The sequence below is a fragment of the Oculatella sp. FACHB-28 genome (genome assembly GCF_014696015.1).
GTDB lineage: Bacteria > Cyanobacteriota > Cyanobacteriia > Elainellales > Elainellaceae > JAAUTN01.
The window spans coordinates 225,313-249,295 of sequence record NZ_JACJPJ010000041.1 but is presented as its reverse complement, the minus strand read 5'-3'; the positions used below and the strand labels follow the sequence as shown (position 1 = coordinate 249,295).

The window sequence follows — 23,983 nt, the reverse complement described above, 5'->3', positions numbered from 1 at the left end:
CTAGGTCTACTACCGCACGGCTGGATGCTCTGTAATAGTCTTTGAGGCTGGTTCCTGAGTGTCAGATCCCGCAATGGCAGCCGCAGGAGGCTGAATAGTGGCGATCGGCAAGGCAATTTCTACAGTAGTGCCCTGACCCACACCCGCGCTGTGCAGCGTAATGCTGCCACCCATCAACTCGATCAAGTTTCGAGAAATAGCCAATCCTAGACCCGTTCCTTCAAATTTGCGCGTGGTGGTACCGTCAACCATCACAAAAGGACGAAATAGCTTATGTTGCTGTGTGGGGTCAATTCCAATGCCTGTATCGTGAACCGAGATGATCACCCAGGCTTCAGGATTGACAGGAGTTTCTACAGTCCGATGTCCGTTAAACTGGCTTGTTTGAACCGAGTTCACAGCAGTTTCAATGCGAGTATCAATCGTGATACTACCCTGATCAGTAAATTTAATTGCGTTGTATATCACGTTCAGCAGCACCTGCTTTAGCTTTGCCGGATCAGAGCGAACCATGATTGGCTCGGACATTTCTGGTACGCTCAGACGCAATCCTTTCTCGTGAATCTGCATACTTTGCAGATCGACCACTTCCTGAAGAATTTGCCGCAGGTCGATCAGCTCAATTGAAAGGGAAAGGGTTCCTGCCTCAATTTTGGCAATGTCCAGCAAATCATTGATGATTTTGAGCAAATGGATTGCTGCTTCATCTGCTCGATCAAGAAACTCCACCTCTTCTTCAGGCGAGTCGCAGCAGTCGTCTCGGACTAAGCGAATGCAGCCAATAATTGCATTCAGCGGTGTTCGCAGTTCATGAGAGGTATTGGCAAGAAACTCACTTTTGAGTTGGTTGGCAGCTTCGGCTTCTTGCCATGCTGCCTCTAGTTCTTTAGCCCGCTCTTCTAACCGCCTTACCATGTTGTCGAGGACTTCAGCTAGATGGTTGAGTTCTCGAATGCGAAAGTTTTTGGGAGCGCGTTGCAGCGGGTCGCGTTTGTGGATGTGACGGGCGTACTTTCCCAATTGCTCAATGGGTAGAGCCAAGTCTCTCGCCATGTAAAGCATGGCCAAAAGGTGAGCAGCCAGTAGTCCTGTCGTTAGAATTACCAGGATGCGTTTAATATCTTCTAGACCATGCAGGGCGTTATCTAAGCGAGTTACGGCTAGAACTGTCCAGGTGCGATCTTCGGTCGGGCTAATACTGATTTGAATGGGGCTGTAGCCTGCTAGCCACTCCTCCTCATCTCCTACAAAACTGAAGATGTGACGGACATCTGGGTCGTCCCCTCGCTGAACGTTGTTAATGATATTTTCGAAGCGATCGGCATCAGTCCCGTCTTTAATGTTTTGCCCAACTCGGCTAGGTAATGGATGAGCCAGAAAAACGCCATCTTGGTCAATGATGGTAGTGTAGCCTAGCAGTGAGCCTGGCTTGCCGCTTTCCCGCTGTGTGAGAACGGATTGAGCCGCTAGCGTATAGCGGAGCTGTCCGTTTTGATCGTAAACGGGAGTGCCAATGAGCAAATCTAATTCAGTTGAAAGTTCTGCTTGATCAGATTGAGTAGATTCGTTGCTTGGTTCAGCTTGTGCATCAGGTGTGGCGGGTTTGCTCGGCAGCGTACTGAGATAAAAACTGTCGGCGTTGAGTTCACTTTGCTGAGTCGCCCAGGGTAGGTCAGCCTTGGAAAGAAGAGGTTGATTACCGCAGGTCGTAGCGGTTATGTTGCCTGTTTGCCAGTCAATCAGCTGAAGGCAGTGAATCTCGGTAGGCAAATCGGCGGACAGTTGGTTTAGATAAGTTTGGATCGCCTCTGGCTGTCCAGCTTGCAAGATAGAGGTACGGCTGGCCGTTTCTAGATTGGTTTGTAAGGACTGGATTGATGCCTGGATATCATCTGCTTTGCGGATTGCGCTCTCGGCAAGGTTTTGACGAGCGGTATATAGCAGGCTGGTACGCGCCTTACGGAAAGTCACTCCTACTCCCAGCAGCAAGATTGGGATGCTGAGTACGAGAATCCGCGATAGCAGAATTCGGCGAAAGGAGGATTGACCTAGCATAGCCATAGCGATTGCTGAATCAAGGGACAAAGCCTGCTTTTAAAGCTTAATATTCAACCACACTGAGTAGTCTAAACATCCGTACACTGAGATGGATTTTTTCAGGGATTCTTTATACAGATGAAGAATTAACTGAGTTGGTGGATGCTTCAGGCAAAGCACTACATTTGGCTGAAAGCGTTCCCAGCAAATGGATTGAGTGGTGATGCTGATGAGATGGACCTTGATCTGTCTAAATTTTGTCTAAGCGATAGAAAATACCTGCTATTCGCTCGACTTGTTTAGAAGGCTGGATGGCGATCGCTCCCTGAATTGGCTCACCCTTCAAGATCGATGATTTCTACAACAGTAGGTAGGCAGTACACGCTCCAGCGCGTTGCTAAAAAGACGTACTGACAGGAAACACGAATAAATTCCCAGTATACATTCTTCAATCGAGCTGAACTAATCTTAAAAGATGGACCGTAAATCTATGTGTCACCACAATGGCAAATGTTTGGCATCTGTCCATTTAAAGCGTTTTACCGAAACGCAGCCCAACAGACTGTCTAAGCAAAGAATCAGTTTTTGATTTGAAGTAGCGTGCCAGAGATGACTAAAAAACGGACTTCACCCTGCCGCATTTTTGACGGTAAAACAGACTCGATTGTTGCCGACAGCGCCGATAGTAGGTTTTGCCAAGGGTGACCGACCATTTAGAGGGTGCTACAACGCCATTAGTTTAATGATGAATTGGAGTCCAACCTGCTAGAAGATTCTACCGGTTCTCTCAGCGCTTGGGCGAGTTGGGCAGGAGTTAAAAATCGCACTAAATCAATGGGCAATGTGGGTTCACTGATGCGTTCAGTGTAAGCAGCTCTGAGATAGTCAAGGTAGTCTGCATCCTTGACCAGATGAACTTGAAAAAAGGCTGTACTCATTGCGTCGATGTAGCTCCGAGCAACGGCTGGGCTTGGCCCAATGATTTCGGGCGGCAAAGTCACTATCTCGCTGCTAGTTTCAGAAGTGCCAATGGTTGAAAAGTGGGTTGATCCGCGAATCATCAGCAAATATTTGTTGGGCGTGGTGAGCCAGGTGAAAGGGCGAATCTGTTCAAACAGGGCTGGTGCAACGGTGTCTGCATTGCCTGAAACTAGCATGACTGGAATGTCGATTTCGCTAAAGCCTGCTGGACCTAAAATGATGCTGCCAATTGGGTTGATTGCCATGATTGAAACCACTCGCTCGTCTCGCAGGTCAATAGCGGGCGGCACCAGTTCTTCGGCCCGACATTGGAGCAATAGCGATAAATTCAGCGTGCTTTCTTCCGCAGCGCAATCTTCTGCAAGCTGCTGGAAGTTAATTTTTGCGCCTGCTAGGGCCAATGCCGTGTAACCGCCAAAGGATTGGCCCACTACGCCGACCTGCTGTAGATTTAGCCTCCCCTGAAAGGCAAAGTCTGATTGGTTGAGCCTTTCTAACTCGTCAAGCAGATATGTCACATCTAACGGACGGTTGATGAACTCAGCGGGTTCTGTGACCTGGCTAGCTCGACCCTCGACCAGTGCCTGTAGCTGATCGGCATTGCTGCCTGGATGCTCTGGAATGGCAACCGCAAAGCCGTAAGAGGCTAGGTGTTCTCCCAAATAACGATAGGTGGTACGGTCTGACCCTAGCCCATGAGACATGATGATCACCCGGGCAGAGGCAACAGGAGCTAGCGGGTAATTCGGATCCCCCGTTGCCTCAAGCGGAAGATAAACATCTGCAACAAAGGTGCGATCGCGGCTAGGGTCGTTTAGCGTGATGGTTTGTCTTTGCCAGGTAAAGCTACCTAATCGCCGAGGATCAGGCGGCGATGAGGAGTCAGTCATCGGATCGGATGCTGCTTCCAGTTCGGATTGTTGTTCAATTGCATTGACGGCTTCGGTGGTTTGATTGATCAGTTGCTCTAAGTTGCTAACCACTGACAGGGTGCGACTGAGGTCAATGCGAATGCCTGTGACTGGAAATTTCCTGAGAACATTTAATGGCGTTAGCCCTTCTGGATCGTCCGCAGCCAAAATCAAAGCGGAGCGAATGGCGTAAAACCCTGATTGACGGGCTTCAGTTTGGATAATTGCGCCTAGTCGCCTGAGCAGGATTTCCCCTTGGTCGGTGTAAAGAAACTGGGCGATCGCCACTGGACTTAGTTCTGCTTTAGCGCTCAGGAGGGTACGTAGTTGCTCTAGCTGTTCTGGGGTGGCGTATCGGGAGTAAGCTTCCAGATCAGCCTCAATCGTGCCTTCTTCGGCATAGATTTCTAAAGAATCAATAGAAATAGAGCGCTCGATAATGCCATAGGAAAAGTAAATGCGCTCAGCCGCCGACGCAGGAGAGGCAACTAAAACTGCGGGTAAGACTGCCGGAATTAAAATAGACTTTATTTTGGACTTAAACCAACGAGCGGATCGTTGAGTTAACGCGAATGGACGCGATCGCACGTGCCTGGCAGTGAAGGACGAGGCAGGCTCAGAACAGTTCATATTCGTGAAATAGCCGTATTTTTACACCATTACAGCTAAAAATAGCCGTAATCAGAATGCTTTCGAGACGCTAAAACGTCTGCCCCTTCTAATCTGCCAATAACTCTAGCAATTGTGCTTCCGACAATTGGGTGATTCCAAGTGACTCAGCTTTCTCTAGCTTAGATCCGGCCTCAGCGCCAACCACTACATAACTGGTTTTGGCACTGACCGAACCGGTGACCTTGCCGCCTGCTGCCTGAATCATGTCTTTTGCTTCCTCTCGCTTTAATGTTGGCAGTGTTCCTGTAATTACAAACGTTTTACCTGCCAGTTTGGAAGAAGCGGGTGCGGAGTTGGAAGTGTCACCTGCAAGCTGAATTCCCTCAGTTTTTAGGCGATCGATTAGCGTTTGGTTAGCAGGCACTCGAAACCAGTCATATACTGACTGAGCAATTTCAGCGCCAATGCCGTGAACAGTTTCAATGGCTTCTGGGGTGGCTTCAGCAAGCTGTTCTACAGTGGAAAACCGCTCCGTCAGGAGTTGGGCGTTGACGCTGCCAACATGCCGAATTCCTAGCCCGTACAGCACTCGTGACCAGGGTTGAGTTTTAGATTGGGCGATCGCCTCCACTAATTTCTGTGCCGACTTTTTGCCCATGCGGTCTACGTTTATGAGTTGCTCAACCGTCAGGTCATAGAGGTCTGCAACGGTGCGAATTAGCTGCCGATCAACAAACTGCTGTACCCATTTTTCGCCTAGCCCGTTGATGTCTAACGCATCACGGCTCGCCCAATGCTCCAGTGCCTTGCGCAAAATTGCCGGACAGGAGGCATTAATGCAGCGCACCACGGCTTCACCCTCTGGACGCACGACTGGCTGTTTGCAGGTGGGGCAGTGGGTCGGCATTTGAAATGGCTGAGTGCCTGGTGGACGCAGATCCGTCAGCACCCGCACCACTTCGGGAATGATTTCGCCTGCCTTCCGCACGATCGCCGTGTCGCCAACTCGAATGTCTAGCTCGGCAATGCGATCGCCATTATGCAAGGTCGCCCGCGAAACGGTCGTTCCGGCTAGCTGCACCGGACGCAGTTCTGCAGTGGGGGTCAGTGCCCCAGTGCGGCCGACGTTGATGGTGATATCTTCTACGATTGTGGGGGCTTCTTCTGCCGGATATTTGAGGGCGATCGCCCAACGCGGAAACTTTTGTGTAAACCCTAACTGCTGTTGCAGCGACAGCGGATTTAGTTTGACGACCACGCCATCGGTCAGGTACGGCAATTCCAATCGCTCTGTAGACCAGCGATCGTAATATTCCTGCACCTCTTCTAATGATTGGCAAAGCTGGCGATTTGGATTGACCCGAAAGCCAACGCTTTGTAGGAATTCTAACGATTCCCACTGGCTAGAAATGTTGTGATGCAGTTCTCCTGTAATCGGGTTTTGATTCTCTGGATTTTGACCGTCAGAATTTTTGGGTGAGCGATCGCCCTGTTCAGGAATGTGCAGCGTGTAGGCAAAAAAATCAAGCCGTCGTCGTGCCACAATCCGGGAATCTAACTGTCGCAGCGTTCCTGCTGCCGCATTGCGCGGGTTGGCGAACAGCGCCTCGCCTGCCTGCTCTCGCTCCTGATTAATCTGCTGAAACACGTCTAGCGGCAAAAACGCCTCGCCCCGCACCTCCACTACCGCAGGGGGATTGTCTGTCGCTAACCGCAGCGGAATCGTGCGAATTGTGCGGACGTTCTGGCTAATGTTTTCACCCATCACCCCGTCGCCCCGCGTCACGCCTCGAACCAAAACTCCGTTCTCATAGGTCAGCGCTAGCGCAGAACCATCAATCTTCAATTCACAGACATACTCAAATTCTTTGACTTCGGGGGCAACTCGTCGCCAGCGCTCTTGCCATGCGGCAAACTCCTCCAGGTTAAAGGCATTCTCCAAACTGTAGAGGGGAATATTGTGTCGCACCGAAGCGAATTGGGCGGCCGGGCGCTCTCCTACCCGCTGGGTCGGGCTATCTGAACTGATTAACTCTGGATACTGGGCTTCTAAATCCTGAAGTTCCCGATAAAGCTGGTCATACACTGCATCTTCCAAGTCGGGAGCATCTAACACGTAATAGGCGTAGCTCGCTTGCTGAAGTACGCGACGCAGTTCCTCAACTCGCTGTTTGATTTCAAGTGGCTGTTCAGTTTCAGGTGGCTGTTTAATTTTATTGGCGAGCTGTTCCACTTTAGGTGTGGGGTGTTCCACAAGTCTTCTCCACTCTGGCGATCGCTCCAAACAATCAGAGCTAGTCTAATATCACTTTAATTTGCAAACATCGGGTATTCTGCCTGTAGTTAGTCCTAAGCTAAAGCAATGCATGTTTGGGCTGCTTTTTTCGTTATCTTTTTAGGCATGATAGAACTCTATCAATGGTTACAGGGCTTGACGTTGCCTCTGCCTACGTTGGTTGTGGCGGGAGTTTTGCTGGCGATCGCCTCCAACCGCAACAAACCGGCAGGCTTACCTTGGCAAAATTTTTCCCAACCATCACTCCCCAAACCCCCTCAACCTAATTCCTCACTTCCCACCTCTCAATCCCCCAATTCCCAATCTCCAACCTCTAACCCTCAATCCTCAATTCCCAATCCTCGCCCTACCCCGCAGCTTCCCAACCTCACCGCTTCAAAAGCTCCATCAGCTCCCCTTCAGCGCTCTATTTCGTTTACGATTCGCAAGCCGGGACAAAACTGATTATTAAGAATGGCTGAGATGGGGGTTGTAGGATTAAGGCAGTTCAGCTACTATTAGGACTTCAAACGAGGCGATCGCTCCTGACTAACGCTTCAAAAGGTTTAGTTTCAAGGAATCTTAGCTTAGGCATTCATCCGGTAGAGTGAGGCTTAAGAGGCGATCGCTCCATCCAGAAGATCAGTGAAGAAATCGCAAAGAAATTCTTCTGGGCACTAAATATTCTGATTTGCATCTGCCGATTGGGTAAAGGTGTGGGGGCGTAACTCGTTACGTCCCCACTCTTATTAGGGGTTAATGTATTGCATTGACTCCCATTCCCACACTTACAGCCTGGCAGAGTAGCATGAAGAAGTGTTGCACAAATCCTAACCCAGATGTTACATTTCTTTACAGAAACCAAACGTACCTGGACGTGACTCAGGTTTCAGGTCTAGTTTTTCAGGCTGACACTGATGCACTGCTCTGGTATCGGGTTCTATCCTCCCAACACAGCAAGTTCAGCCAGCCCAACACAATTAGGCTGGCTTTTGTTTAGTTCTTCACGAGAATTGCTGCTTATGGGTTGCAAGCTTTCTTCCAGAAATCGAAATCTACCGATGGAACTAGGGTTTAAGCTAGCCCCAAGCTTAAGGTCGTGGTAACTTAGTGGATGGCGCAGACATTTTGAGGTGGAAGAGTCACGTTAGACTCCTAAACTTTACGCTCTAGCAGTTGTTTGAGGTTCACTGAATTCTTTATCAGAGCCCTTTCTCTCTCCTGAGCATGAAGTTCCGCATAAGAGATGTTCAATAGTATCCACTAAGATGATGTGTTGCTGAAGTTTGGTCAAAGTATTAACTCATGAGTCTTTCAGTTTAGTGACCCCAGCTCTCTATCCTTAGCCAGTCCCAAAGCAGCACTTTTTAGCAAATTTGTTCGACTCAAAGTCTAGAGGTATCTTTGTTCTATGTCTATTCGTCTTTATGTAGGCAACCTGCCTAGAGAACTGGAACGCCAGGAACTAGAGACTGTGTTTGCCGAATTTGATGATTCAGTCTCTACCAAAGTGATTACTGATCGCAAAACCGGCAAATGTCGCGGTTTCGGGTTTGTCACCGTCAAAAATGACGAGCAGGCTGACCAGTTGATTGAGAAGTTCAACGGCTTTGTCCTCAAAGACAGTGCTCTCAAGATCGAAAAGGCACTGCCGCGGTCAAAAGGCAAGGATGAAGGCGATGCAGGTGAAGCTGAAACCAACGTTGCTCCCGTTTCTGCCAAGCGTAGCAAAGGCAGCGGTGGTGGTGGCGGTGGTAAATCTAAGCGTCCTGCGGCGGCAAACTCTTCTGATCCTGAAGCAGTTCAGCCTGATCCACGCTGGGCTCAAGATTTAGAAAAGCTGAAGCAGCTTCTCGCAACCCAGACTGCTAACTCGTAGGTTTTGATTAGTTAGCCTCGAAGACGGTCTAACGCTGCTCGTCTGATGAGGGACTGGTTTTAGTAGCAATATGCCTGCCGTGATGGGGTTGGATAAACCTAACTCCATTGCGGCAGGCAACTTTGTTTCTAGGTCTTTGTGTGTAGGTCAGGGATTATGATTCGTCATTTGTACCTTGTTTGAATGGCAAATCGAGGTTGATGGCATCGATCTCTTGTTGCTCCATTCGGTTAACTTCAGTAATGTATGAGTTAAGAATTTGAGCAAGGCGACTATCGTAAAAGCGGTGCAGACTGTGGTTGGGGGTAGCGGGGAAACCACGCCGCTTTTTGTGTCTGCCACCAGCACCCGGATCAAAGGTTTGAATGTTGTGGGCGATCGCCCACTCAATCGGTGTGTAATAGCAAGCATCAAAATGCAGGCTGTCAAACTCCTGTAAGCAACCCCAATATCGTCCATAAAGCTGGTCGCCTTTGGTCAGGCAAAAGGACATACCAACGGGTCGCTGCTCATTTTGCTCGTCATAGGCGGCAACAAATACAACCCGATGGCGGTAATGCGGGTAAAGCTGCTCAAAGAAGCGACGAGTCAAATATTTGCTGCCCCACCAGCCAAACTTATCGCAGGTATCGCTGTAGAAGGCATACATTTGTGAAAACATCGATTTAGGGATTTCGTCTCCGGTCAGCACCTGAAGCCGTAATCCTGCCTTTTCGACCGCCTTGCGCTCTCGTTTGATGTTGCGACGTTGGTTTGCGTTAAACGCACCTAAGTAATGGTCAAAGGTTTGATAGCCCTGGTTTTGCCAGATGTAGCTGTGGTGTAGCCAACTAACGAAGCCGTGCCGCTCCATCACGCTTCGCCACTCTGGATCGGCATAGAGAAAATTGCAGCTGGAGATGTGGTTGCGAAGACAGAAGTGGTCGATCGCCTCTACCATCAGTTCTATAATTTCGTCTTCGTCTTCATCAGGGGCAATCAAGAAGCGGTAACCCTCTGCTGGGGTAAAGGGTGACATCCCCAGTAGTTTGGGGTAGTACTGGATGCCTAAGCGCTGCGATAAATCGGCCCACTGGTGGTCAAACACAAATTCACCATAGCTGTGCCCTTTCAGGTACAGGGGGGCGGCTGCGATTAAGGTGCGATCGCGCCATACCGTTAAGTGATTGGGCAACCAACCTGCTTTAGCGGTAGCGCTACCAGAGGTTTCCATGTTGTTGAGCCATTCCCACTCCAAAAATGGAGTTTTGAGTGGCAGTGCCAGCGCATCCCATTCGACTTGGGGGACTTCAGACAGCTTGTTAATCCAAGCCAGGGAATAGCGGGGCTTAAGTTGTTCCACCATGTTTGTAGATTAGGAATCGGATACCAAAGGGTTGAATGGGTTGAAGAACGTGAATGAATTAACCTGCCTAATCTCTTTACTGTACTCAACTGTACGGGCTTGGCAGTGCCAAGCCCCCAGCCTAAATGCTGCGCTTGATTCACTTAACTAAATTCACGTTCCTGACTTGGGGGCGATCGCCAACGTTTCAGGCTTACCAGGATCGCCACTCAGACTCACTCCACGTTGATTGGCGTGTAAATGCCGAGCGATTTTATAAATGGTTTCGATTTCGTCAGAGGCGTTGATCTTCTCAGCCAAGTCTGTAAGCCTAATAGGCTGCCCTACTTCCTGTAGAACCTCTACAACTCGTCGTTGCAGGTCTAACACTGCCGCTGCCGCCTTTTTGCCTGCCTCAACGCCCGGCTGATGGTAAGCGTTGATGTTGACCAGGGAAGCGTAGAATCCAACTGCTCGTTCATATAGCGCAATCAATGCCCCGACTGTATAGGGATTGACTTCAGGAATGGTCAGTGTAATCGAGTCTCGATGATTTTCGTAGAGTGCCTGACGAGTACCTTGAAGTAATCCAGAAAGGTAGTCTCCAGAGGTTACGCCCGATTCGACTGCAACAGATTCGCCCTCGCGGTCGTCCAGCACTTCGATAAAGGTAAGGAAGAAGTTGGGTACGCCTTCTCGCAACTGCTGCACGTAGGCGTGTTGGTCAGTGGAGCCTTTGTTGCCATAAACTGCGATGCCTTGATAGACCGTGTTGCCATCCAGGTCTTTTTCCTTGCCCAGAGATTCCATCACGAGCTGTTGCAGATAGCGAGAAAACAGCAGCAGGCTGTCCTTGTACGGCAAAACCACCATATCTTTTTCGCCCTTACCGTTCCCAGCAAAATACCAGGACAGCGCCAGCAGTGCGGCAGGATTACCTTTGATGTCTGGCACACGGGTTGCGGCATCCATTTCCTTTGCGCCAGCTAGCATTGCGTCAATGCCAATTCCTTGAAGTGCGGCGGGAAGTAATCCAACGGCTGACAGTTCGGAGGTTCGTCCACCTACCCAGTCGTGCATAGGAAAACTGGCTAGCCAGCCTTCGGTTTGCGCGATTTTGTCCAAGTTGCTGCCTTTGCCTGTTGTAGCAACGGCATGTTTAGCAAAATCTAGCCCCTGTTTTTCAAAGGCGTGTTTGACTTCTAACATGCCGTTGCGCGCTTCAGGGGTACCACCAGACTTGGAGATGGTAATGACCAGTGTGGTCGCAAGTCGGTCTTGCAGTTGGATCAGGATGCGATCGATTCCTGTAGGGTCGGTGTTGTCAATGAAGTGAATGTTGAGCGGCGGAAAGATGGGAGACAAGGCTTCTGCGACGAATTCTGGCCCAAGCGCAGACCCGCCGATGCCGATGGAGAGAATATCGGTGAATTTCTCTGCCTGGGGCGAGTGAATTTCGCCGCTGTGAACTTTCTGAGCAAAGGTGTGAATTTGCTCTAGCGTGTCGAGGATGTCTTGCTTTAGTTCTGGAGTGGGGGCTAGCTCTGGATCACGCAACCAGTAGTGCCCGACCATGCGGTTTTCGTCAGGGTTGGCGATCGCCCCTTTCTCTAAATCCGCCATATCCTGAAATGCTTTCTCAAACTTAGGCTGCAACGTTGCTACAAATTCGTCATCAAACCGCATTCGACTGACATCGAGATAAAGCTCCAATCCCTCATGGTAATAAAGCCAGTCTTGGTAACGTTGCCAGAGTGCAGCGGCATCCATAGCAAATTTCAACCTGTCGTAATGGGTCAATCACAGTTTAGCGACTCATGTCCAACCCGTTGAGAAACATAAGGATAGAGTTTAGGTTTCACGATAATTTACCTTCTGTAAATGTCTCCGTCTCCCCTGATACGGGCTGTCTCTGTGAATGCGGTACAATTCATACGCAATCTTAAATGAACAGAACAGTTGGCGATCGCCTTGGCAACTCTGAGCCTGCGATAACAGCGATCGCCAAGCTATTTCCCTTTCACAACCTCCCTTTCGCAACCTGCATGGAAGGCTACATTGTTTCGCTGATAATTTTCACCGCGATTTTCGCCCTGTTTGGCTTAGGGCTAAATTTGCAGTGGGGATATACCGGACTGATTAATTTTGGACATGTTGCATTTATGGCAGTCGGTGGCTATGTCACTGTGCTGCTAAGCGACCTTGATGTGCCTATTCCGCTGCTGATCTGGATACCGTTTTGTGTGCTGGTTGGCTCGCTCTTTGCAGCCATGCTGGGGCTACTGATTGGGCTATCGACCGTGCGGCTGCGAGAAGACTACCTGGCGATCGTCACCATCGGTGTTTCAGAAATGGTGCGCCTCGTTGCTCTCAATGAAGAGTGGCTAACTCGTGGTGCGTTTGGTGTGCAAGGGTTTCCGTTGCCTTTGCAGGGTTTTGCCCCCACTCTGCTGACTCGAATTGGGATGCTGGCTATTTTTACTGGAGTGATCGCGATCGGGTACTGGCAGTTGTGGAAATGGCTGCGTCAGCGAATCAAGGGTGTCCCGCGTCAGTCCCTGATTAACAGTTCTTTGGCTGTAGCTGGTTATCTCGGTTCGCTGGGTTTGCTGCTCTATGGAACTGTCATCATCGCCCGTCAGCTCAAGCTAGCGGAGGATTTGTCTCCCTGGCTGCTGGGTTTGTTTCTGTTGGGTGCTTTGGTTGGCATTATCGCGCTCTACACCTGGTTGGCGCAACAAACTATTCCTCGTCTGCCAGATTGGTTCATAGGACTGTCTCTCGTTTCCTGCTTGCTGTCTTTAGCAGTAGGGCTGTGGATTTACCAATTTGCTGCCCATGCAATCTACACCTACTCGCGCACTTCGATTAAGACGGGACTGATGTTTATCTCAGTCTTGGTGGTAGCGGTGATTTTTTGGGGTTTGCAGAAGTTGGTGCGATCGCCCTGGGGTCGGGTTCTCAAAGCCATTCGTGAAGATGAAGAAGTAGCAAAAGCGCTTGGCAAAAATGTCTTCTGGTACAAGCTGCAAGCGCTGATGTTGGGGGGACTGGTCGCTGGAGTTGCGGGAGCGCTTTATGCATGGCAACTGACAACGGTCTACCCAGACAACTTTCAGCCGCTCGTCACCTTTAATGCCTGGACCATTGTGGTGCTAGGTGGCGCAGGCAACAACGTCGGGACGCTACTCGGTGCCGCTATTTTCTGGGCATACCAAACGTCTACTCGCTTTATCCTCGCAGATATTGTTCCCTTGGATGATGCCCGTCTCGGTGCATTTCGCGTCATGATCATTGGGCTTTTGCTGATGGTGCTGATGGTTTGGCGACCTCAAGGAATTTTGGGCAAGAAGGAGGAGCTGACTCTTGGTCGATAATGCAAATGCTCTGTTATCCGCTAAGAACCTTTACAAGAGCTTTGGCGGTATCAAAGCGGTAGACAATGCTTCGATTGAAGTGCCTCAAGGCAGCATCACTGGTCTGATTGGGCCAAATGGTGCCGGCAAAACAACCCTTTTCAACCTGCTGTCCAGCTTTATCCGTCCAGATAGCGGTGAGGTGATTTTTGACGGCGAACCGATTCAGCAATTACAGCCTCACCAAATTGCTCAACAAGGCATGGTGAGAACTTTTCAGGTCGCTCGCGTGCTCTCTCGTCTATCGGTGATGGAAAACATGCTGCTAGCGACTCAGCATCAGTCGGGTGAAAACTTTTGGAATGTCTGGCTTCGTCCAGGGCAAGTGATTAAAGAGGAGCGATCGCAACGGGAATACGCCAGCGAGATCTTGGAGTCAGTTGGGCTATCACACATGGCCCAAGAATATGCTGGAGCCCTATCGGGTGGTCAACGTAAGCTGCTAGAAATTGCCAGAGCTTTGATGGTGCGTCCAAAGCTGATTCTGCTAGACGAACCCGCAGCCGGGGTGAATCCAACGCTGATTAACAAAATCTGCGAACACATCGTTCAGTGGAACCGGGAAGGATTATCATTTTTGGTAATTGAGCATAACATGGACGTGATTATGTCTCTGTGCGATCGCGTCTGGGTGCTAGCGGAAGGTCGCAACCTCGCCTCTGGTACACCTGCCGAAATGCAAAAAAATACTCAGGTGCTAGAAGCCTATCTGGGTCAGTAACCTTCAGGGAACTTTCAAGGGAGCGATTGCCCGACGCAAGGACAATGAATACATAAAGTTATTGCCTTGACTTCAGTAGCTTTTCGGGCACATTTGGGCATTGTTAGTAAGGATGGAATCAAACAACAGCACGATCGAGTCGAATCAGCCTCACTGGGAGGGGTGAATCGCACAGTTGCTCTAGATAATAAGGTAGTATGAATCGCTAAAATAACTCCAAGCGCTCATAAATTTGGGCTTTTGCTGCTAAGCTAGTTAACTTTTCTTTGCAATTCTGCATAAAGCTACAGTCTAATAGCCGTTTCCCTGATTTTTGATACAGCCTTAGGAGCTAAAGTACGATACCTTTATCACTCAATTGACTTAGCTCTTGGTACGAGAAATAGGCTTTTGATCTGGGTACTGTTCATTCCCTCTGTTACTACGCGAATTCACGTTTGATGCAGGGTCTAGAGAGCCGATGATCGCCCTCTATCGGTAGGTCTAGTTAACCTTCCATCGGGTGCAACCGATTGTTGTTTTGATCAGACTAATTCACTCAAGTTGATGTATTTCATAACTTTGATGAAAAATTAGGCTGATCGCATTCCTCTCTTTCGTTTCCTAATCGTTTTGCTTAGCTTTTGAGGTAGCAGGTGATTCTGGTAAGTCTTGCAAATGCACCCAATCTGATTCAGCTAGTGCAGTTGATGCCGCAGGCTGTTCATCAGTCGGGCTCCATTATTCTTTTGGTGTGAGGAGTCCGCCCCATGATGACAGACTCAAACATTGGCTGCATGTTAGCAAACCGCTATCAGCTCATAGAGACGCTGGGACAGGGGTCTATGGGCCGCGTCTATGGAGCTAAGGACGTGCTGTTGGGAGGGGTGCCCGTTGCCATTAAGTTTCTCTCGCAGACGCTGCTCAATGACAAAATGCGCGATCGCTTTGTGCGAGAGGCGACAACTTGTGCGTTGCTAGGGCAAAAGAGCATTCATATTGTCAGAGTGACTGACTATGGCGTGAATGATGACGAAATCCCTTTCTACGTGATGGAGTATCTGCGCGGAGAAAGCCTGAGCGATTTAATTGCCCATCAGCCGCTTTCTTTGCCTCGATTTTTAAACCTGACTCGTCACGTTTGTCTCGGTCTACAGCGCGCCCATCAAGGGATTCAGGTTGACGGCGATCTTTGCCCCGTGATTCACCGAGATATCAAACCCAGCAATATTCTGATAATTCAGGATGACAGTCTGGGAGAAATGGCCAAAATTTTGGACTTTGGCATCGCCAAAATGCTTCAGGCAGACAGCGGCCAGACCAACTGCTTTATGGGTACCCTGGCGTACTCTTCGCCCGAGCAAATGGAGGGGCGTGAGCTAGATGGACGCTCGGATATTTATAGCCTGGGCGTAATGATGTTTCAGATGTTGACCGGCAAAATGCCGCTTCATGCTGACACGCACACGTTTGGCGGTTGGTATAAGACCCATCATTTTCAGCAGCCCCGCACCTTTGAGTCGTTCAACCTGGACCTAAAGCCACCAAAAGCCTTAGAAAATCTGGTGATGAGCTGTTTGTCAAAGTCACCAGGCGATCGCCCCCAAACGGTTGCTGAAATCATTAAAGCTCTGGAGCCTTTAGAGCAGCGTTTTGGTCATGGCAGAGAACTAGGCAAACAGTGGAGCAAGATTCTCAAAGAAAAAGAAGTCGTCAGAAAGCCTGAGCGCCTTTCTAACTCCCTCTCCGTCATAGAAATCTGTCGATTTGCTTCTTGGCCCGACGATAAGCCGATCGCTGAAATTGTCTTTCACCATCCGCTTCGCACCAGCAAAGGTCATTTGGCAACCCTGTGGGTGATGTTGCCTAAAAAAGAAGTTCAAAAGCGGGAAACGGGTACTCGCTACAACCAGTTTTTGTTTTTAGAAGCGCCCCATCCCATGATGCTATGGCTCACCGTCCTCTATAACCGGAAATACGGTCCCCGCTGGCTGCCCTGCTATCTAGACTTAAAAACCCCTCAAGGACAAAAAATGACTCGGCTACTAGGCGAGTCAGGGGAATATCGGGTGTTGTTTTTTGCCCAAGAAGAACCGAAGCGTTGTGCCAATGTGGTCAATTCAACGATCGCCGTGCCACAGTGCAAGCTATTGCTCGACTGGGCAACAACGGGGCAGTTAACCCGTGGGTCGATCTCTCAAGCTCATATCAGCAAGAGCGTTTTGAAAGCAGAACTAGAGAAAATTAAGCCCAAAATCTTGATGAAGCTAGAATCTCTCTACTTCGAGGAAGATACTGACCTGTCGGGTTGAATATTGCTAGTTGCGCCGACTCACCCTCTTGTAGGGGGAAAATAGATGACTGGATGCCAGCTCCGGCGTAGAATCTCGCCTGTAAAGCTGGGTACTGACCACTCGATCAGCTTACCCAAACTGCCAGATGAGGAGGCGATCGCACTAATATCATGCACCTCAGCAGCTTTTAGCACCTCTAGGATAGGGTCGCCCATGCGTACCTCAGTTTCAACTCTTAATCCCAGTTTCTCCAGGTCAGCTTTAGCCTCTGCTAGCTTAGCTTCCGCCTCTTTTGCCCTAGATTCCTTTAAGACTGCACTGCTACGCCCAGATGGATCAACGACCCAGAAGAGGAAGCAGCACTCCAGTGAGCTATCCGGTTGTTGAGCGTAATGCTTGACCTGCTGAAGTAAGTACTGGGAGGGCGCACTGCCATCATAGGGCAACAGCAGATAGCGAAACAAATGACGACAGCGCAGATCTAGCTCCTCCACTGTGTAGGTAGAAACGAGTTGGGGGCGCAGCGTCATCACTGGAATTGCCATTCGCTGACACAGGTTCATCGTTGTGCTGCCAAACAATTTTTCGGCAAGCAAGTTACGACTGGGCATTCCCAGAACGATTAAATCAGCATTGTGGGCTTTGGCAGTGCTGACGATGTGGTCAGAAGGTTTTCCTGACTCAACTACAACTTTGACATCAACGCCATTAGGCACGTTTTCTAGAGCCACAGAGAGGCGATCGCGTGCAGCCTGCATCTTCTCCGGATTAGGACGAGGGATCTCCCTTTCATCAGACAGGGGGATAACGTGTAAAAAAATGATTTGTTTTGCGCCACCAGCAGCGAGACTGGGAACGCAATTTGCTAGGCGATATATGCCGTCCGAAAAATCTGTGCAAATGATGACGCGCTGAAACATAGGTTAAGGTCTGGGTTGAAGGTCTAGCACATTATTCAGCTCCTCCTAACCCTAACATCCTCGCTGTAGAGTCTCGCAGCAACATACGGTACTTGCTTGACCTCAAAGGCAATTCATGTAGCAGCAACAGTAGATCTAAAAGTTTTACCTAATCCCAGAATCAAAGCAATATCAGCGGTTAAATTTTTAATTGAATTCTAGCGGCTTGCTGTGCAGAGGTGAGCAATTGCCAAGAATCACGTAAACAGCGCAACAGGGTTCAAAGACAGACAAACTCGCGTGGTAATGCGTCCGTCTTCACAGATATGCAGTCAAAAGGTTCCCAGGAGAAGACTGTAGCGAACGGACTTGTACGGAGCTAAGTGACATCAGGAAAGCAATTTCCGTATCAAGGGAAGAGTTGACGCCCCAGCATCCCCAGCTCTTTTCCCAGCAGGAACTTAGCAAGAGAGGGAGGTCGCCCACTGCGACAAAAGCAGAACTTAGAACTGGGGACCAGCCTCAATGCCCCACTGATGCTTGAGGAACTGCTTGTACATGGTCTCCCTCAACATCATCTGCTCATACAGCTTGATTAGAAATTGCTGAGCTTGTTCACGGCTCATCCGCTCAACCTGAGTCTCAAACGACCGAAGGCTGAACTGTTGTTCCAGAGAAAGTTCGATTGGTTGGTTCATGATTGACTCCTCTTGGGGTAGTGAGTGAATTCGCGGTGTGTGCAAATCTAACTAGATATTGCAAGCTCCTCGAAATCTATTCGGCGATCGTTGTTACGCTTCAGGTTTCCCATGAACAAGCTTTAGGATCGCTTTATATTACAAAAGATAACAATCGTTTGACAAATTGCCTATCCCCATAAGGGTACTTTTGCTCGAAAACCGCATAATCCGAAAGACGGGGATCTGCAAAAGCCCCTCTGCTCGTAGGTTATAGGTATTTCTAGCAAGTTACGAATTGTAAAAAAGTTCAAAGTAAACTAAATTTAACCCAATCCGATTTTGGTGAAGCTTGCTCGACTAGGGTTACTCTTCAGCACGGGCGGAGCTGTCGCTGCCAACGATCACGACGGTGATGTTATCTCGCCCACCTTTGTCTTTTGCTGCGTTTACCAGGGTTAAAGCTGCTTTGTCACAAGCGCGAATCCCTTTTAGGTGGGAGGCGATCAAATGGTCGGGGAGCTCTTCGGTCAAGCCATCGCTGCAGAGTAGGAGGCGATCGCTCGGCAGCAAATCAAACGACTGCACATCCACTTGACGTAAATCCTCTCGTCCCAGACACTTCGACAAGATGTGTCGCCAAGGATGAATTCGAGCCTGATCGGGAGTTAAATCTCCTACTTTCATAGCCCGAGCCACCCAGGTGTGATCTTCCGTGATTTGATCTAGTTTTGCCCCTCGCAGGCGATAAAGCCGTGAATCTCCAATGTGGGCACAGTAAGGCTGCTCATCCCGAAAAATGACCACGACAGCTGTTGTTCCCATGTCAGAGCGTTCTGGGTGAGCCGCCTGGTCGTTTAGGATAGCCCGATTTGCTTCTAGAAACGCTGTCTCCAGCAATGTCTTAGATTGCTCCGGTGAAGCCCAGTATTTATCCAGGTGCATTTGGATGGCATAGGTTGCAATTCGGCTTGCTTCTTGACCGCCTGCATGACCTCCCATGCCGTCTGCCACGATAAAAAAACGCCCGTCTGGGTCGTTATAAAAGGCATCCTGGTTCACGGATCGGATCAATCCAGGGTCAGTAAGACCCGTGAAGAGGCGTTTCATAGAGTAGCTGCTTGCATCGGAAGCGAATTTAGATCTTTAAAGCATACGCTCAAGTCGGTCAAGCTTCATTAAGAGCCGAACTAGAGCCACTGCAACAACCGATGCTGCGATGGCTGATAGTGCTGCCAACCAAACGTACTGATTTACTAACAAGATCGTAGCCGACAATGTGAAGGCTCCGATCAGCAAAGTATAGTTAGTCCCCATGTTAACGCTGCTGAGGCGACGTAGGGCGCGATCAGTTTCAGTCGATCGCACCCGAATTCGCAAATCTCCCCGCTCTAGCTTCTCAATGGTGTCTTCAATACGGCGAGGTAAACCCAGCGCTGTACTGCTCACCTGAGCGGCTTGGCGACCTAATTCGCTAAATAAACCACTGGATTCTGAAGAATGTCCGTTTGTCATAATTTGCATCGCAAAAGGTCTTGCGACCTCCATAAAGTTAAATTCTGGATCTAGTCCCTTCCCAACTCCCTCCAGCGTTGAAAACGCTCGCATTACGAAGGTAAAGGTTGCGGGAAAACGGAAGGGTTGGTCGTAGGCAATTTCGTAGAGGTCGTCGCTGATGGAGCTGATAGATTGGTGCTCAAAGGGCTGATCCATGAAGTGATCCAGCATGTACTGAATCGATCGTCGCACTGGACCCATATCTTCTGCTGGAGCCAGTGCCCCTAGCTCAATGAGGGAAGCTACGACCTGATCAGCATCCTTTTGAGCAATGCCAAAAAAGGTTTGTAAAAGTTTTTGCCGCGTGACGGGTTGAACCCGCCCCATCATGCCAAAATCATAAAAAATTAGCGATCCTTCTGGGCTAACGGCAATGTTGCCAGGGTGGGGGTCAGCATGGAAAAACCCATCATTAAGCAACTGATACAAATAGGCTTTAGCGCCCAGTTGGGCAAGCAGTTTGCGGTCTAATCCCGCAGCCTCTAGTGCTTCGTAGTGGCTGATTTTGATTCCGGGGACATATTCTAGGGTTAGCGCTCTTGGAGACGTGTAGCGCCAGTAGATTCGGGGAACTTTTACCCAATCTTCACCCCGAAAATTGCGGCGAAATGTGTCTGCGTTGCGTCCTTCGTTTAGGTAATCAATTTCTTCCCATAGGATGCGGCAGCACTCGTCGTAGATTCCCAGCCAATCGCGACCTCGCCCCCAATTGGGATGGTTTTGGAAGTAGCGGGCAATTCCTTTGAGAATCCGCAGGTCAATCTCAAACAGTTTCTTTAGCCCCGGACGCTGCACCTTTACCACAACTTCTTCACCGGAATGAAGCTGAGCTCGGTGAACCTGTCCTAAACTAGCGGCTGCTAGAGGAATAGGGTCAAAACTGCGATAAAGCCCTGGAATCGCTTTGTCAAAATCTTCCTGAATGATTGCCTCAACCTGCTCATAGCTGAAGGCAGGGACTCTGTCTTGAAGCTTGGTTAGCTCCTCAACATACTCCGCTGGAAACAAGTCAGCGCGGGTTGAAAAGAGTTGTCCCAGCTTGATGAATGTGGGTCCAAGATCTAGGAATGTTTCTCTAATCCAGATTGCCAGCGCTCGACGCCGGAGGGACTTGTTTTCCTCAGTTGCTCCGCCTCGATAGCTCCATGATTTTTTGTAGAACCATTGGGCTGCTAAAAGCTTTAGCACAAAGGTCCAGATGTCGATGAAGCGACGCTGGCGAGAATAATTCTTACGGCTCCAGCGATAAGCCTTTGCAGAATTGGGCTTAAATCGATTGCGAACTGACAGGTCACGGTCTGACCCGGCCAGTGCGTCACTTGACTCTAATTCAGCTTGAGAAGGAAGCGCCGACATTACTTGCCTCGCACTCCGTGCAGGTTGAATGGGATCATCAGAAGGAACAGACACTCAAGTGCTTAAAGAAACTTCAGGAGAAAGATTTTAAGTTACTTAAAGCCTACCAAGGGGTGAGCTTTTGAGATTTTTAAAGTGCAGTGGAGCTAGAACGCTAAGCTATCAGGACGACCGGCTGCGATAGCGCTGCAGCTCGGCGCGAAGTTGGGCAACCTCTGCCCGAAGTTCGTCAATGGTGGCCTGCAGGTCTTCTGGTTGCGAACCGCGACGCACTAAGGCTGAGGTTGTACGACCCTGCATAGCAGATTCTTCTTCACGATTGGCTCGTTCGATGACTTGCTCTGTGAACTGTCGTAGACGTTCGCGTTGCTCCGCATCAAATTTGCCGAGCTCGCTAAGGGTGTCAGTTACAGCGTTTTCAAGCTGCTCGCCGAGCGCTTCTGCGAAAGCTCTGCCTACAAAAAACGCATGAACCAGGGGATTACTCATGTGCAAATTATGTTACGCTTCCGCAAAAATTATAGCCTGCTTACTCAGGTTGGGGGGGATGATTGGGGGTTAGCCTCTGATCCCCATTCCCTAATCCCTAATTCTTAATCCCCCATCCGCAAAATTCCTATGCAATATCAGCAGATTAATGATTGGCTGGAGACTCGCTGGGTGAAGCCTGCCTATAGCGGCTGGCTGTTGGCGGGGCTGTCGCTGTTTTTCTTTGCATCGGCGACGAATACGATGTCAGGTTGGCTGTATGTGATTAGTGGGGTAATTTTTGCGCTGTTGGCGATCGCCACCATCCTCCCCCGGCGATCGCTGCGGCAGATTCGGGTGATCCGACAGCCGATTCAACCTGTTAGTGCGGGTGAACCGCTCACGATTGAACTGGAATTGCACAACCCAGCAACCCAGCCCAAAACGCTAATTGAGGTTCAAGATATGCTGCCTCATGTGTTAAACAAGCCAGTGCAGCAGGCGTTTGAGCTAATTCCAGCAAGGGGAATGCAGCGCTGGGTTTATCAGCAGCCGACTCAGCGACGGGGCGTGTATCGCTGGCATACGGTGAATCTAAGAACGGCTGCACCGCTGGGACTATTTTGGAGTCGACGGAGTCGAACGGCAAAGGCGATCGCGATTGTCTACCCCATCGTTTTGCCTCTGCGTCAGTGTCCTTTGATTGATGAGATGGGGAGGGACGTGAATGCTCAGGTGCAGAGCAGCTACCGTGCTCTAGGCGCAACAGAGGGGGTAACGCGGACTCTACGTCCCTACCGTTGGGGAGATCCAATTCGGTTGGTTCACTGGCGTACTAGCGCCCGCTACGGAGAGTTAAGGGTGCGAGAGCTAGAGATGTTTACGGGTGGGCAGGAAGTCGTCATTGCTTTGGACAGTGCGATCGCCTGGGAGCGAGATGACTTTGAGCAAGCGGTGATCGTGGCGGCTTCGCTGTATTTTTATGCAGTTCAGCGTCAGCTTCAGGTCAGCCTCTGGACCGCTCGAACGGGATTGCTGCGCGGCGGACAAGCGGTGCTAGAAGCGCTGGCAGAAACGTATGCTGGAGAAGAGGAGACGGGCGATCGCCTCCCTCCGCTGTCTCTGGTGTGGCTCAGCCAAAATCCAGATAGCCTCAGTGATTTACCTCAAGGTAGTCGTTGGCTCCTGTGGTCATCGAGAAATTCCAATGAGTTGCGGTCTGAGAAGCCGCTATCAAACGTATCGCTCAGCTCCAGCCATCCCGGTTTTGTGGTTCAACCCGAAAAAGACCTACAGCTTCAACTTCAGGCACCTTTACCGCAACACTAAACGAATGAATGAAGAGATGGAGGAAATCCCAGAGGAATTTTGGCAGGGCGTGGAGCAGTTCAATCAGCGCCAGTTTTATGATTGCCACGACACGCTAGAGGCACTGTGGATGGATTCAGTGGAGCCAGAAAAGCGGTTTTACCAAGGGGTACTACAAATTGCAGTGGCGTTGCACCATTTGGGCAATCACAATTGGCGAGGGGCGGTGATTCTGCTGGGAGAGGGGATGAATCGGCTGCGACACTACCAACCCGTTTATTCTGGAGTAAATGTGACGCAGTTGTTAAATCAGGCGGCAGATTTGCTGGCGATGTTGCAACAGGTAGGAGCAGAGCGAGTGGCGGATCTGGTACAAATGGAAGCGGGCGATCGCCTCGCCTCGACCGGCTCCTTGAAGCTGCCGACTATCTCAAAAGCTGAGGAAGGATCGCAATCGTTGAGCTAGTTTTTGCTGAAGTGAATCAAAGGTACAAACTTTGTAACAAAAGTTCTGTTGAGGCTGAAACTTCTGTGAAGATAGGAGAGTCAAGGATGTTATAGAGCTTGCTTGTTTCTTGTGATCAGGCTCTGGTTGGGTAATATTGGCATGTAAACTAGCTGCATCTACGCTAGAACTAGAAGCTGTTGCACTTGGCTAGCGTTCAGTTTTAAGCCTTACTACCTAATTCCTACTAAAAGTTCTATTACTTCGTTTATGAAATCTGCGTCTCGCTCCCGCTTCAACCTGCCTTTCCTCAAACTGACGCTGGTCTCTGCTGCGGTAATGGGGGCGATCGCTCCTTTGCCTCTACCTTTGGCGATCGCTCAGAATGCCCCAGCCCAGCGACCCAACCAACCGTTGACCCTGCGCTCAGATGTGCAGGAAGCCAATGCCGTGACGGGCGTAGTAACGGCTCGTGGCAATGTGCAGATTAACTACCCGGCTCGGCAAATTCAAGCCACTTCCGCCCAGGCTCAGTACTACAGCCGTGAACGGCGAATTGTCCTCAGTGGCGATGTCTATGTCCTGCAAGAGGGCAATAGTATGCGCGCCGAAACAATTACTTATCTAGTCGATGAAGGACGATTTGTAGCTCTTCCTGAAGATCAGCGGCAGGTTGAGTCAATCTACATTGTGCCTGACCCCAACGCCCCTGTTGCGACGACGACTCCTGTCTCTACAACGGAGGAATCGTCAGAAGAATCGTCAGACTTTAACCCCAAGCCAGAATTTAAGACACCCATTAGTCCCTAGTTTTTGCTTGGGCCCGCTTTTGGCACAGTGTCCT

Annotated in this window: 18 protein-coding genes; 8 read left to right on the top strand and 10 right to left on the bottom strand. The window is 49.8% G+C overall.

The features are described from left to right. Positions 1–9: 9 nt before the first annotated feature. From H6F88_RS06045 to ligA, 3 genes are all read right to left on the bottom strand, one after another. A complete protein-coding gene (locus H6F88_RS06045; protein WP_190641830.1) occupies positions 10–2,061 on the bottom strand; it encodes a sensor histidine kinase in 2,052 nt (683 codons plus the stop codon). Between the two features lie 710 nt (positions 2,062–2,771). Next, positions 2,772–4,559, bottom strand: coding sequence for an alpha/beta hydrolase (locus H6F88_RS06040; RefSeq protein ID WP_190641829.1), 1,788 nt, complete (start codon positions 4,557–4,559; stop codon positions 2,772–2,774). An 88-nt stretch (positions 4,560–4,647) separates the two neighbouring features. After that, positions 4,648–6,774, bottom strand: coding sequence for an NAD-dependent DNA ligase LigA (ligA, locus tag H6F88_RS06035; RefSeq protein WP_347277339.1), 2,127 nt, complete (start codon positions 6,772–6,774; stop codon positions 4,648–4,650). Positions 6,775–6,903: 129 nt separating this feature from the next. Between ligA and H6F88_RS06030 the strand changes: the two genes are divergently transcribed. Further along, positions 6,904–7,281: a hypothetical protein gene (locus tag H6F88_RS06030; RefSeq protein ID WP_190641828.1), complete on the top strand. Its 378-nt coding sequence runs from the start codon at positions 6,904–6,906 to the stop codon at positions 7,279–7,281. 946 nt (positions 7,282–8,227) lie between these two features. Continuing rightward, the gene (locus tag H6F88_RS06025) at positions 8,228–8,695 is read left to right on the top strand and encodes an RNA-binding protein (protein ID WP_190641827.1); all 468 of its coding nucleotides are present in this window, start codon (positions 8,228–8,230) and stop codon (positions 8,693–8,695) included. A 154-nt stretch (positions 8,696–8,849) separates the two neighbouring features. Here the strand turns inward: H6F88_RS06025 and H6F88_RS06020 are convergent, their stop codons facing one another. Both H6F88_RS06020 and H6F88_RS06015 read right to left on the bottom strand, forming a co-directional pair. After that, entirely contained in the window at positions 8,850–10,040 is a 1,191-nt protein-coding gene (locus tag H6F88_RS06020) for a GNAT family N-acetyltransferase (protein WP_190641826.1), read from the bottom strand. Positions 10,041–10,193: 153 nt separating this feature from the next. Next, complete coding sequence (locus H6F88_RS06015) at positions 10,194–11,789, bottom strand: glucose-6-phosphate isomerase (protein WP_190641825.1); 1,596 nt, start codon at positions 11,787–11,789, stop codon at positions 10,194–10,196. A gap of 275 nt (positions 11,790–12,064) precedes the next feature. On the opposite strand from H6F88_RS06015, the gene H6F88_RS06010 reads away from it, so the two are divergent. The 3 genes from H6F88_RS06010 to H6F88_RS06000 all read left to right on the top strand — a co-directional run bounded on the left by H6F88_RS06010 (position 12,065) and on the right by H6F88_RS06000 (position 16,447). Then, complete coding sequence (locus H6F88_RS06010; RefSeq protein WP_190641877.1) at positions 12,065–13,396, top strand: branched-chain amino acid ABC transporter permease; 1,332 nt, start codon at positions 12,065–12,067, stop codon at positions 13,394–13,396. After that, the gene (locus tag H6F88_RS06005) at positions 13,386–14,156 is read left to right on the top strand and encodes an ABC transporter ATP-binding protein (RefSeq protein ID WP_190641824.1); all 771 of its coding nucleotides are present in this window, start codon (positions 13,386–13,388) and stop codon (positions 14,154–14,156) included. The genes H6F88_RS06010 and H6F88_RS06005 overlap by 11 nt, the downstream gene beginning before the upstream one ends. Before the next feature lie 752 nt (positions 14,157–14,908). Continuing rightward, complete coding sequence (locus H6F88_RS06000) at positions 14,909–16,447, top strand: serine/threonine-protein kinase (RefSeq protein ID WP_190641876.1); 1,539 nt, start codon at positions 14,909–14,911, stop codon at positions 16,445–16,447. 20 nt (positions 16,448–16,467) lie between these two features. Here H6F88_RS06000 and H6F88_RS05995 read toward each other — a convergent pair whose 3' ends face one another. The 5 genes from H6F88_RS05995 to H6F88_RS05975 form a co-directional block, all read right to left on the bottom strand. After that, on the bottom strand, positions 16,468–17,349 hold the full coding sequence (locus H6F88_RS05995) for a universal stress protein (RefSeq protein ID WP_190641823.1): 882 nt from the start codon (positions 17,347–17,349) through the stop codon (positions 16,468–16,470). A gap of 482 nt (positions 17,350–17,831) precedes the next feature. Next, entirely contained in the window at positions 17,832–18,026 is a 195-nt protein-coding gene (locus tag H6F88_RS05990) for an NblA/ycf18 family protein (RefSeq protein WP_190641822.1), read from the bottom strand. Positions 18,027–18,371: 345 nt separating this feature from the next. Then, positions 18,372–19,115, bottom strand: a complete 744-nt coding sequence (locus H6F88_RS05985) for a protein phosphatase 2C domain-containing protein (protein ID WP_190641821.1) — start codon at positions 19,113–19,115, stop codon at positions 18,372–18,374. A 36-nt stretch (positions 19,116–19,151) separates the two neighbouring features. Next, positions 19,152–20,918 (bottom strand): AarF/ABC1/UbiB kinase family protein, encoded by a 1,767-nt coding sequence (locus H6F88_RS05980; protein ID WP_190641875.1) that lies wholly within the window; start codon positions 20,916–20,918, stop codon positions 19,152–19,154. A gap of 162 nt (positions 20,919–21,080) precedes the next feature. Then, positions 21,081–21,407, bottom strand: a complete 327-nt coding sequence (locus H6F88_RS05975) for a DUF6825 family protein (protein ID WP_190641820.1) — start codon at positions 21,405–21,407, stop codon at positions 21,081–21,083. A gap of 129 nt (positions 21,408–21,536) precedes the next feature. Between H6F88_RS05975 and H6F88_RS05970 the strand changes: the two genes are divergently transcribed. The 3 genes from H6F88_RS05970 (at position 21,537) to H6F88_RS05960 (ending at position 23,949) form a co-directional block, all read left to right on the top strand. Then, positions 21,537–22,715 carry a DUF58 domain-containing protein gene (locus tag H6F88_RS05970; RefSeq protein ID WP_190641819.1) on the top strand — a complete coding sequence of 393 codons (1,179 nt, stop codon included), beginning with the start codon at positions 21,537–21,539 and terminating at the stop codon, positions 22,713–22,715. 4 nt (positions 22,716–22,719) lie between these two features. Beyond that, the gene (locus H6F88_RS05965; protein ID WP_242050407.1) at positions 22,720–23,160 is read left to right on the top strand and encodes a DUF309 domain-containing protein; all 441 of its coding nucleotides are present in this window, start codon (positions 22,720–22,722) and stop codon (positions 23,158–23,160) included. Positions 23,161–23,409: 249 nt separating this feature from the next. Next, positions 23,410–23,949, top strand: coding sequence for an LptA/OstA family protein (locus H6F88_RS05960; RefSeq protein ID WP_190641818.1), 540 nt, complete (start codon positions 23,410–23,412; stop codon positions 23,947–23,949). Positions 23,950–23,983 lie beyond the last annotated feature (34 nt).

Bases quoted from the DNA above. Each gene is read 5' to 3' on its own strand.
- H6F88_RS06045 (WP_190641830.1), bottom strand. From the start codon at position 2,061: ATGGCTATGCTAGGTCAATCCTCCTTTCGCCGAATTCTGCTATCGCGG.
- H6F88_RS06015 (WP_190641825.1), bottom strand. From the start codon at position 11,789: ATGGATGCCGCTGCACTCTGGCAACGTTACCAAGACTGGCTTTATTAC.
- H6F88_RS05965 (WP_242050407.1), top strand. From the start codon at position 22,720: ATGAATGAAGAGATGGAGGAAATCCCAGAGGAATTTTGGCAGGGCGTG.
- H6F88_RS05970 (WP_190641819.1), top strand. From the start codon at position 21,537: ATGCAATATCAGCAGATTAATGATTGGCTGGAGACTCGCTGGGTGAAG.
- H6F88_RS05960 (WP_190641818.1), top strand. From the start codon at position 23,410: ATGAAATCTGCGTCTCGCTCCCGCTTCAACCTGCCTTTCCTCAAACTG.
- H6F88_RS05995 (WP_190641823.1), bottom strand. From the start codon at position 17,349: ATGTTTCAGCGCGTCATCATTTGCACAGATTTTTCGGACGGCATATAT.
- H6F88_RS05990 (WP_190641822.1), bottom strand. From the start codon at position 18,026: ATGAACCAACCAATCGAACTTTCTCTGGAACAACAGTTCAGCCTTCGG.
- H6F88_RS06040 (WP_190641829.1), bottom strand. From the start codon at position 4,559: ATGAACTGTTCTGAGCCTGCCTCGTCCTTCACTGCCAGGCACGTGCGA.
- H6F88_RS06000 (WP_190641876.1), top strand. From the start codon at position 14,909: ATGACAGACTCAAACATTGGCTGCATGTTAGCAAACCGCTATCAGCTC.
- H6F88_RS05985 (WP_190641821.1), bottom strand. From the start codon at position 19,115: ATGAAACGCCTCTTCACGGGTCTTACTGACCCTGGATTGATCCGATCC.
- H6F88_RS06025 (WP_190641827.1), top strand. From the start codon at position 8,228: ATGTCTATTCGTCTTTATGTAGGCAACCTGCCTAGAGAACTGGAACGC.
- H6F88_RS05975 (WP_190641820.1), bottom strand. From the start codon at position 21,407: ATGAGTAATCCCCTGGTTCATGCGTTTTTTGTAGGCAGAGCTTTCGCA.
- H6F88_RS06010 (WP_190641877.1), top strand. From the start codon at position 12,065: ATGGAAGGCTACATTGTTTCGCTGATAATTTTCACCGCGATTTTCGCC.
- H6F88_RS06030 (WP_190641828.1), top strand. From the start codon at position 6,904: ATGCATGTTTGGGCTGCTTTTTTCGTTATCTTTTTAGGCATGATAGAA.
- H6F88_RS05980 (WP_190641875.1), bottom strand. From the start codon at position 20,918: ATGTCGGCGCTTCCTTCTCAAGCTGAATTAGAGTCAAGTGACGCACTG.
- H6F88_RS06020 (WP_190641826.1), bottom strand. From the start codon at position 10,040: ATGGTGGAACAACTTAAGCCCCGCTATTCCCTGGCTTGGATTAACAAG.